Below are 9920 nucleotides of genomic sequence, written 5' to 3'. Positions count from 1 at the left end.
ATTTAATGCACTCAAAGAAACCTCAAACGAGGTTCAAAAACAATAAGCTCTACTGGCTTAGTTCACTAGCACACTGTTGAGTTCTCAAGCAACACGCTTTGTTTCAAAGCGATATTCATAAGCATTTTGGTCGAGCATGCCGAATCCTACGGTCTTAGCTGTAGGGAGTCGGCGGCCGCTCGTGGGCCGACGCCGAACGTTACCTGGTCCGATTCGCGGTGTCAACCCGCTCGGCCCATGTTCCTGGCCTGGGGCTTTTCGGCCCCGGCGGCCCGGTGTTCTTGGCGACGAAGAGAAGATTACATGCCCCGGAACCCCCTGAAAACAGGGGGGTCACTTAACGACATCGCCGCAGGTCAGCCGGTACGAACCGCCGTCATCCGACGGTCTTCAGGTAGCGGGGCGGTTTGCGGGCGGGGACGACGCGTTCGAAGTCAGCCGCGTAGGCGAGCACTCGGGCGTCCGTCCACTGCCCCGCCATGAACGAGATCCCGACCGGGAGCTCGCCGACGAACCCGGCAGGCACGGTGACGGCCGGGTACCCCGAGACCGCGGCGGGTGTCGACGACGGGATCACGTCGTTGTCGCCGGTCTTGCAGTCGGTCTTCCAGGCGGGCGGGTTCGTGGGGGCGGCGATCGCGTCGAGGCGGTACTTGGCGAGCGTCTCGTCGATCGAGCGTTTCGCGAGGTCGGTCAGCTCGCGACGCATGGCCAGGTACCCCGGGTCGGACGGGCCGGGAGCGGCGAGTGCCTGCTCGAAGAGTTCCTGGCCGGCGAAGCAGGTCTGCTCCAGCGGGTCGGACTTGTTGTAAGCGATCAGTGCGGCGAGGTCTCGCGGGCCTTCGGGGCGTGTGGCCAGGTAGCGATCGATGTCGCGGTGGAACTCGGTGAGCAGCGCCGGGAACTCCAGTTCACCGAGCCTGGCCTGGTAGGGCGGGGTGACCTCGACAACCTCGGCACCGGCCTTGACCAGCGCGTTCTTGGTTCGCAGGACGACGGCATCGACGTCCGGGCCGAGCACCGGCAGACGCCAGAGCCCGATGCGGGCGCCCTTCAGCACACCGGGCCGCAACTGGGCGGCGTAGTCGGTGAGCTGGTTCGGCGGGTACTCGCCGGTGGCGGGGTCGCTCGGGTCACGGCCCTGAAGCGCGGACAGGGTGAGTGCGACGTCGACGACGTGCCTGGCCATCGGGCCCGCGGTGTCCTGTTCGGCCGAGATCGGCACCACGCCGGTCCGGCTCACCAGGCCGAGGCTCGGTTTGTGGCCAACGGTCGAGGTCATCCCGGCCGGGCAGACGATCGAGCCGTCGGTCTCGCTGCCGATCGCGACCTGGGCCAGTGACGCCGCGACGCCCGCGGCCGATCCGGCGGATGACCCACAAGGATTGCGATCGAGTACGTACGGGTTGTTCGTCTGCCCACCGACGCCCGACCACCCGGAAGTGGGTTTGGCGGCGCGGAAGTTCGCCCATTCAGACAGGTTCGCCTTGCCGAGGAGTACCGCGCCCGCGTCACGCAGACGGCGGATCAGGGTCGCGTCCTGCGCGGGCTTGCCGCGGAGGGCCCGCGAGCCGGCGGTCGTCTGCATCGAGCGGGTGCCGACGTTGTCCTTCACCAGGATCGGGATGCCGTCGAGGGGTCCGCGCGACTTGCCCGTGCGACGTCGGAAGTCACTCTCCGCGGCCTGCGCGAGGGCGGCCGGATTGACCGCGATGACGGCGTTCACCTTGCGGTCGACCTTGTGGATCCGATCGAGGTAAGCCGAGGTCAGACCCACCGCTGTCAGCCGTCCGGATGACATGCGCGCCTGAAGCGCGGGGATGTCGGCGGAGTCGAGATCGAAGGACCTGCCAGTGGCGGACGCCGCCGGAGCGGCACTCGCCGCGACGGTCACGGCGACCAGTGTCGTCAGGATTCGGAACACTGGTCGCCGCACCATCAGGTCTCCTTCTAGAGCACCGGAAGCAGGGTCCGCAGTTCGTACGGGGTCACCGCACTGCGGTAGTTATCCCATTCAACACGTTTATTGCGCAGGAAGAAGTCGTAAACGTGCTCTCCGAGCGCTTCGGGTAGAAGTTCCGATTTCTCCATCTCGGACAAGGCCTCGCCGAGGTTCTGCGGGAGCTGGGCATACCCGGCCGCGCGGCGTTCGGCGTCCGAGAGCTGCCAGATGTTGTCCTCGGCGGGCGGCGGCAGCTCGTAGCCTTTCTCGATGCCCTTGAGGCCGGCGGCCAGGATGACCGAATACGCCAGATAGGGGTTGCACGCAGAGTCGAGCGTGCGGATCTCCACACGCCGTGACGACGCCTTGCCTGGCGAGTACATCGGGACCCTGACCAGCGCGGAGCGGTTGGCCCGGCCCCACGAGACGGTCGTCGGAGCCTCGCTGCCGCTGATCAGCCGCTTGTAGGAGTTCACCCACTGGTTGGTGACGGCCGAGATCTCTTTCGCGTGATGCAACAGCCCTGCCACGAAGGCTTTACCGGTCGCTGACAACTCGTACGGGTCTTCGGCGTCGTAGAAGGCGTTGCGGTCGCCTTCGAACAAGCTCACGTGGGTGTGCATGCCGGAACCCGGCTGGTTGGTGAACGGTTTCGGCATGAACGTCGCGCGGACACCCTGAGTGAGCGCGACCTCTTTGACGACGTAACGGAAGGTCATCACGTTGTCGGCCATGGTCAGCGCATCGGCGTACCTGAGGTCGATCTCCTGCTGACCGGGCGCACCCTCGTGATGGCTGAACTCGACCGAGATCCCCATCGCTTCGAGCGTCTCGATGGCATGACGGCGGAAGTGCGTCGCGGTCGCGTGACTGGCCTGGTCGAAGTACCCCCCGTTGTCCGCGGGCTCGGGCTCGCTGCCGTCATCCGGAAGGCTGGCGAGCAGGAAGAACTCGATCTCAGGGTGGACGTAGCAGGTGAAACCCGCTTCGGCCGCCTTCGAAAGCTGCCTGCGCAGGACGTGCCGGGGGTCCGCCCAGGACGGGGAGCCGTCCGGCATCGCGATGTCGCAGAACATGCGCGCCGAGTACGGGCCTCCATCCGGGGTCTCCCATGGCAAGACCTGGAACGTGGCCGGGTCGGGCTTCGCGACCATGTCGGACTCGTAGACACGCGCGAATCCCTCGATGGCCGACCCGTCGAAGCCGATCCCTTCGCTGAAGGCACCCTCGAGCTCGGCCGGGGCCACCGCGACGGACTTGAGAAACCCCAGCACGTCGGTGAACCAGAGCCTGACGAAACGGATGTCGCGCTCTTCCAAGGTGCGGAGCACGAACTCCTGCTGGCGATCCATGGCCGCACCCTAACGAGAACGTGTTAACGACATGTTTCGCGACGCGCCGTACGACCGGAAGTGGTGGATCACCCCACCAGAACCGGTTCGGGTTTGACCGCTTTCGCGATCGACAGCGAGGCGACCGAAGCGAGCACCGCGAGGCCCGCGGCGATGTACCAGGCGGGCGCGTAGCTCCCGGAGGAATCGCGGATCGCGCCTGCGCCGAAGGCCGCGAGACCGGCGCCGAGCTGGTGACTGGCGAACACCCAGCCGAAGACGATCGGGCCGGCGGCGCCGAACTGGCGGACGCAGAGCGCGACCGTCGGTGGAACCGTGGCCACCCAATCGAGGCCGTAGAAGATGATGAACGCCCACATGCTCGGTTCCACCGATCCGCTCAACAGCTGTGGGAGCAGGGCCAGCGAAACACCGCGAAGGGCGTAGTAGACGCCGAGCAGGATGCGCGGATCCACCCGGTCGGTGAGCCAGCCGGAGGCGATCGTTCCGACGACGTCGAAGATCCCGACCAGTGCGAGCAGGCCCGCCGCGGTGGTCTGCGGCATGCCGTGGTCGTGCGCCGCGGGGACGAAATGGGTACTGACCAGGCCGTTCGTCGTGGCGCCGCAAATCGCGAAGCCGGCGGCGAGCAGCCAGAACGTCCGGGTGCGCGCGGCCGTGCCGAGCACCGAGAGGGCGCGACGGGCGGAACCACCCGTACGGATGGTCGGGGCGACTTCGCCCGGCTCGGCGCCGTACGCGGTCGTTCCGACGTCGGATGGGTGATCGCGGACCACCAGAAGGACGACGGGGACGACGGCCAGTGCGGCGATGGCGATGACGAGCGACGCCGTCCGCCAGCCAGAGTCGATGGCGAGGTTCGCGACGATCGGCAGGAAGATCAGCTGGCCGGTGGCGCCCGCGGCGGTGAGGACCCCGGTGACGACGCCGCGGCTGCGGACAAACCAGCGGGCGGCGACCGTCGCGGCGAAGCTCATCGCCATCGAGCCGGTCCCGACGCCGACCAGGACACCCCAGCAGAGGATGAGCTGCCAGCTCGCGCTCATGAAGACCGTGCCGCCGGCGCCGATCGCGACCACGAACAACGCCGTCGACGCGACCCGTCGCATGCCGAAGCGTTCCATCAGGGCGGCGGCGAAGGGTGAGAAGAGGCCGTAGAGCACGAGGTTCACGGAGACGGCTGACGCGATCGTCGCGCGCGACCAGCCGAACTCGTTGTGAAGCGGGTCGATGAGCACGCCGGGTGCCGCGCGGAAACCGGCGGCGGCGAGGAGCGCGACGAACGCTGCCGCGGCGACGAACCACGCACGGTGGAGTCGGGGCGAACGGGTTTCAAGTTCCACGGGGAGAGCGTCGTCTACCGCGGCTCGCCACGGAAGCGGCTGGAAGGACACCGTGCGAAAGAATCGGGCCAAGGCCATAGGCTCTGGCCATGCGCTGCCGTCACCTCGTCCCGGCGCTGCTGCTTACGATCGGGCTCATCGGCGGCTGCGCGGGGTCGCCCCCGTTGCCCTCGGCGACTGAATTCGTGAGCGCGGCGGCCGACTCCCTCGTCTCGATGCGCAGCGTGCGGTTCACACTCGGGGTGAACGGCGTCGTCAGCGGGCTGCCCGTGCGGGGGCTCGACGGCGAAATCAGTCTCGACGGTGGCGCGGTCGGTAATGCCGATCTGCAGGATGACTTCGAGCGGGTGAAGGTCAAGTACCGGCTGTCCGGCTCGGAGATCACGCTCAGTGGGCCTGGTGTGGAGCGGGTGGTTCCGGCTTCGGCGCCTTACACGCCTCAAGCGATGCTCGGGGCCGACGGCGGGCTTCGGCGGCTGCTGCTCGGGGCGACCGAGCTGCGGGGCGAACGGTGGGAGCGGGTGCAGGACACCGACTCGGTGCGGATTGCCGCGAAGGTGCCCGCCGCGGTGATCGGCGGGATCGTGCCGGAGATTCGGTCGGACGTGTTCGTGAAGCTGTGGATTTCGAAGGCCGAGCCGCGGCGGCTGATGCGGGTGTGGGTGCAGGTGCCGCCGACGAAGCCGGAGGAGTTCGCGGTGATGCTGGAACTGGCGTTGACCAGGCATGACGCGGTGGTCGTCGGGGACGGGCGATAGCAAAGGTCCCTTGCTGCCCTGATCGGCGAAAGGCCTGGTCAGCGGCTTCGGCGATAGCAAAGGTCCCTTGCTCCCCCGGGGCTAGGTGCAGCGGGTGCCGGGGGGAGGGCGCCGTCGAGGAAGACGGTGTGCTGCGCGCCCTCGTAGGTGAGCAAAGCTCCCTTGAGGTCCCGCGCGAGGTTCACGCCGGACGCGTAGGGGGTCGCCGGAGCGTTCGTGGTCGAGATGACCAGCGGCTTCGGCAGGCCTCGATGTCCGGTTTGTGGAGCTGGCTGTGGCTGCTGCGTCGTGCACAAAGCGACCAGCACGGCGACGGCGAGCACGGCCGGGACGCGGCGAAGACGCATCTCGCGATCTTCGCAGCGTCTCCGGCCGGTCACGGCGTTCGCGCCGAACTCCTTACTTGGCCGCGCAGCGTGCGCCCTCGGCCGGGATCGCGCCGTTCACCAGGTATTCGATGCCGATCTGGTCGACGCACGAGACGCCCTGGAGGAACACCGTGTGCTGGTTCCCCTCGAACGTCAGCAAAGCTCCCTTGATCGCTTTCGCGAGGTTGACGCCCGCTTGATAGGGCGTCGCCGGGTCGTTGGTCGTCGAGATGACCAGCGTCTTCGGCAAGCCCTCGACATTGGGCTGGTGCGGCTCCGAGGTGTTCGGCACCGGCCAGAAGGCACAGGAGTCGAGCGCGGCGCCGTCCGGTTTGCCGTCGTCGAGGAACGGCGCGGCCTGCGCGTAGCGCTTCTGCGCGTCCAAGATCTTCGCCGGATCGGTGACTCGCGGGTCGTCGACGCATCGGATCGCGACGAACGCGTCCTGCGTCGTCCCGTAGCGGCCGTCGGCGCCGCGTTCGTTGTAGAGGTCGGCCAGTTTTTCCAGGCCGTCGCCGCGCTGGCGCTTCAGTTCGTTGAGCGCGGTGTTCAGCGGTTCCCAGAGATCTTCCTGGTAGAGGGCTTGGATCACGCCTGTCGTCGCGTCCTCGTACGACAGTTTCCGGCCGTCGCTGACCGGGACGGGGAAGTCGATCAGCGGCCGCACCAAATCCTGGAACGCCTTCGTCACACCCGCGGTGTCGCGCCCGAGAGCGCAATCCTCCCGCGCGGCACACCAGTTGGAGAACTCCCCGAACGCCTTGCCGAAGCCCTGCCCCTGCGCGACCAGCGATTCCACCGCGTCCTGCTCCGGGTCGACGGCGCCGTCGAGCACCAGCGCGCGGACGTTCGTCGGGAACGCCTCCGCGTAGGCCGAGCCGATCCGGGTTCCGTACGAGTAGCCGAGGTAGCTCAGCTTCGGGTCGCCGAGAACCGAACGCAGGACGTCCATGTCCTTGACGACGTCGCGGGTGCCCACGTTCGCGAGCATCGAGGCGCCGTGCTCGGTCCGCTCGCCGCACTTGGTCGCGAAGTCCTGGGACTCGGACTCCTGCTTTTTCACTCCGTCGGGTGACCCGTCCGTTTCGCTGTCATCCGCCCGGTCCGCATCGCGTTCCGCGTCGGTCAGGCAGCGGATCTGCGGTTGGCTCGCGCCGATGCCACGCGGGTCGAAACCGACCATGTCGAAGCGTTTGCCCAGCTCATTGGTCGCGGTCCGAGAGGCGAGGCCTGCCGCGGCCTGCATGCCGGAGGCGCCGGGGCCACCGGGGTTGACCACGAGCGAGCCAATCCTTTCGTCGGTTTCCAGCGCCTTCCGGCGCAGCAGGCCGAGCGTGATCGAGTCGCCGTCAGGCTTCGCGTAGTCGAGAGGGACGGTCAGCCGGGCACACTGTGCGTCCTTCACTCGAAACGCCGCTTTTGCGTCATCGAATGTCGCGTAGGGTGCACAGTCGGCCCAGGTCAGACTCTGTCCGTAGAACTTCTCGAGTCCTGCGGGCACCTGTCCCGTCGGAGCGTGCGACTCGGTCACCGGTGCCGGCGGCTGGGTTCTACCCTCTCCCGACGAGCACGCCGCGAAGGTGACGGCGAGCAGGCCGGACAGCGAGATCGCGACGAATCGGCGGGCACGGGACCTGGCGCTGACATGAGTGGACACGGTTGGATCGTGCCATCGGCCGTGGAACTCGGCCGCACCACCACCGCGTTGGTGGTACGGGTGCGGACGGCATGAGGAACAGACGGGAGCACAGGGGTGGCAGCACTGATCAGCCGGGTGGGCAAGAAGCTGCGCCGGATCATCCAGCGGCCGGGCAGCGTCGAGCTGACCCGCTACGAAGCGCTGCTGCCGGCCATCGAGAAGCTCGAGCCCGAGTTGGAAAAGCTTTCCGACGAGGAGCTGACAGAGCGGGCCGGCAAGCTTCGCGACGCCACGTCCTTCGGCAACGACCAGCTGATCGAGGTGTGCGCGCTCGGCCGTGAGGCCGCGCGGCGGGCACTCGGTGAGCGAGCCTTCGACGTTCAGCTGCTCGGCACGATGGGCCTGCTCAGCGGGCATATCGTGCAGATGGAGACCGGTGAGGGCAAGACGCTGGCGGGTGCGCTGGCGGGTGCGGGGTACGCCCTGCGCGGCAAGCATGTCCACGTCGTCACGGTGAACGACTACCTCGCCCGCCGTGACGCGGAGTGGATGGGCCCGATCTACGACCTGCTCGGCGTGTCCGTCGGCTGGATCGAACCGGCTCACTCCCGGGACGAGCGCCGCGAGGCGTACGCGAAGGAAGTCACGTACGGCGCAGTCAGCGAGATCGGCTTCGACGTGCTCCGCGACCGCCTGGTGACGCGCGAAGAGGATCTGGTCCAGCGCGCGCCCGAGGTGGCGATCGTCGACGAGGCGGACTCCGTCCTGGTCGACGAGGCCCGCGTGCCGCTGGTGATGGCCGGATCGATCGACCATACCGACGCCGACGAAGAGGTCGCGAACATCGTCCGGCGGCTGCGGCTCGGGCTGCATTACGAGACCGACGCCGACGGCCGCAACGCCTGGTTGACCAAGGCAGGCGCTTCGGTCGTCGAGAAGGCTCTCGGCGACGACATCAACCTTTACGACGACACGGGTTCGGACCGGCTGCCCGCGGTGAACGTCGCGCTGCACGCGCACGCTCTGCTCACGCGCGACGTCGACTACCTCGTGCGCGACGGCAAGGTGCAGCTGATCAACGCCGCGCGCGGCCGCGTCGCCGAACTGCAGCGCTGGCCGGACGGCCTCCAGGCCGCCGTCGAGGCGAAAGAGCAGGTCAAAGCGACCGACCGGGGCGAGATCCTCGACTCGATCACCGTGCAGGCGCTGCTCGCGCGCTACCCCGAGGTCGCGGGCATGACCGGTACCGCGGTCGCGGTCGCCGAGCAGCTGCGTGAGTTCTACGAACTCGAGGTCGCGGTCATCCCGCCGAACACGCCGAACATCCGCGAAGACCAGGAGGACCGGATCTTCGGGTCGCCGTCGCAGAAGCTGCGCGCGATCGAGGAGGAGATCCGGCGGGTGCACGAGTCCGGGCGGCCGATCCTCGTGGGTACCCAGGACGTCGCCGAATCCGAAGAGCTGGCCGAGAAGCTGGCGAAGGCCGAGCTCGAATGCGTCGTGCTCAACGCGCGCAACGACGCCGAAGAAGCGGAGATCATCGCCGACGCCGGCAAGAAGGGCGCGGTCACCGTTTCGACCCAGATGGCCGGTCGCGGTACCGACATCCGGCTCGGCGGCAAGGACGGCGACGGCCGCGACGAGGTCGTCGAGCTGGGCGGCCTGCACGTGATCGGCACCGCCCGCTACCCGTCGAGCAGGCTGGACGGGCAGCTGCGCGGCCGGTCCGGGCGGCAGGGTGACCCGGGCAGCGCGGTGTTCTTCGCCAGCCTGAACGACGAACTCGTGCTGTCGAACGCGCCGGACGTGCCCGAGGGCATCAGTTCCGACGTGGGCAGTGGCGAGGTCACCGACCCGGCGGCGCTGCGGCAGATCAACCACGCGCAACGCGTGGCCGAGGGTGTCGACCTCGAAATCCACCGGAACACCTGGCGCTACACGCGGCTGATCGAGCGGCAGCGCCGTGAGCTGCTCGAGTACCGGGACAAGACGCTGCGGACGGCGCACGCGGCGGAGGTGCTGGAGAAGGCGCAGCCGGAGAAGTTCAAGGAGCTCTCGGAGAAGGTCGACGACGAGGCTCGCGTGGAACAGCTGAGCCGGGAGGTGCTGCTGTTCCACATCGACCAGCTGTGGTCGGACCACCTGGCGTTCCTGACCGACGTGCGGGAGAGCATCCACCTGCGGGCGCTGGCGCGGGAGACGCCGATCGACGAATTCCACCGGGCGGCGATCCCCGAGTTCCACAAGATCATCCCGGAGGCGGCCGAGCGGTCGGCGAAGACGCTGGAGGACGCGGAGATCACCGATGACGGAATCGATCTCGGTGACGCGGGCGTGCGGCGGGCGAACACGACGTGGACCTACCTGGTGCACGACAACCCGTTCGACTCCGACTTCGAACAGACCATCAAGAAGGTGCGGAGCATGATCAAGCGGAAGTAGGCGCTCGGTCGCTGTCGCGGTAGCAAGGGACCTTTGCTATCACTCTCTTTAGGAAAGTGATAGCAAAGGTCCCTTG

The 9920-nt window shown here is 67.7% G+C and carries 7 protein-coding genes; 2 read left to right on the top strand and 5 right to left on the bottom strand.

Annotation, left to right across the window (positions count from 1 at the left end; translation table 11 throughout):
- Positions 1-376: 376 nt before the first annotated feature.
- From AB0M65_RS37935 to AB0M65_RS37925, 3 genes are all read right to left on the bottom strand, one after another.
- Complete coding sequence (locus AB0M65_RS37935) at positions 377-1939, bottom strand: amidase (protein WP_364039407.1); 1563 nt, start codon at positions 1937-1939, stop codon at positions 377-379.
- 11 nt (positions 1940-1950) lie between these two features.
- Entirely contained in the window at positions 1951-3294 is a 1344-nt protein-coding gene (gene glnA / locus AB0M65_RS37930; RefSeq protein ID WP_037303423.1) for a type I glutamate--ammonia ligase, read from the bottom strand.
- A gap of 68 nt (positions 3295-3362) precedes the next feature.
- Complete coding sequence (locus tag AB0M65_RS37925) at positions 3363-4637, bottom strand: MFS transporter (protein ID WP_364039403.1); 1275 nt, start codon at positions 4635-4637, stop codon at positions 3363-3365.
- An 89-nt stretch (positions 4638-4726) separates the two neighbouring features.
- Here AB0M65_RS37925 and AB0M65_RS37920 point away from each other — a divergent pair, with 89 nt between their 5' ends.
- The gene (locus tag AB0M65_RS37920; RefSeq protein WP_364039400.1) at positions 4727-5395 is read left to right on the top strand and encodes an LppX_LprAFG lipoprotein; all 669 of its coding nucleotides are present in this window, start codon (positions 4727-4729) and stop codon (positions 5393-5395) included.
- Between the two features lie 38 nt (positions 5396-5433).
- On the opposite strand, the gene AB0M65_RS37915 is transcribed toward AB0M65_RS37920, so the two are convergent.
- A complete protein-coding gene (locus AB0M65_RS37915) occupies positions 5434-5742 on the bottom strand; it encodes an alpha/beta hydrolase (protein WP_364039397.1) in 309 nt (102 codons plus the stop codon).
- Between the two features lie 52 nt (positions 5743-5794).
- On the bottom strand, positions 5795-7420 hold the full coding sequence (locus AB0M65_RS37910) for an alpha/beta hydrolase (protein WP_364039394.1): 1626 nt from the start codon (positions 7418-7420) through the stop codon (positions 5795-5797).
- Positions 7421-7516: 96 nt separating this feature from the next.
- Here AB0M65_RS37910 and secA2 point away from each other — a divergent pair, with 96 nt between their 5' ends.
- Complete coding sequence (secA2, locus tag AB0M65_RS37905; protein WP_364039391.1) at positions 7517-9844, top strand: accessory Sec system translocase SecA2; 2328 nt, start codon at positions 7517-7519, stop codon at positions 9842-9844.
- Positions 9845-9920 lie beyond the last annotated feature (76 nt).

Origin of the sequence: Amycolatopsis sp. NPDC051071 (assembly GCF_040682875.1) — a bacterium.
Classification (GTDB): Bacteria; Actinomycetota; Actinomycetes; order Mycobacteriales; family Pseudonocardiaceae; genus Amycolatopsis.
The sequence above is the reverse complement of the archived record's forward strand: the minus strand, read 5'-3'. Positions and strand labels throughout refer to the sequence as shown.

Bases quoted from the DNA above. Each gene is read 5' to 3' on its own strand.
- AB0M65_RS37935 (WP_364039407.1), bottom strand. From the start codon at position 1,939: ATGGTGCGGCGACCAGTGTTCCGAATCCTGACGACACTGGTCGCCGTG.
- glnA (WP_037303423.1), bottom strand. From the start codon at position 3,294: ATGGATCGCCAGCAGGAGTTCGTGCTCCGCACCTTGGAAGAGCGCGAC.
- AB0M65_RS37920 (WP_364039400.1), top strand. From the start codon at position 4,727: ATGCGCTGCCGTCACCTCGTCCCGGCGCTGCTGCTTACGATCGGGCTC.
- AB0M65_RS37915 (WP_364039397.1), bottom strand. From the start codon at position 5,742: ATGCGTCTTCGCCGCGTCCCGGCCGTGCTCGCCGTCGCCGTGCTGGTC.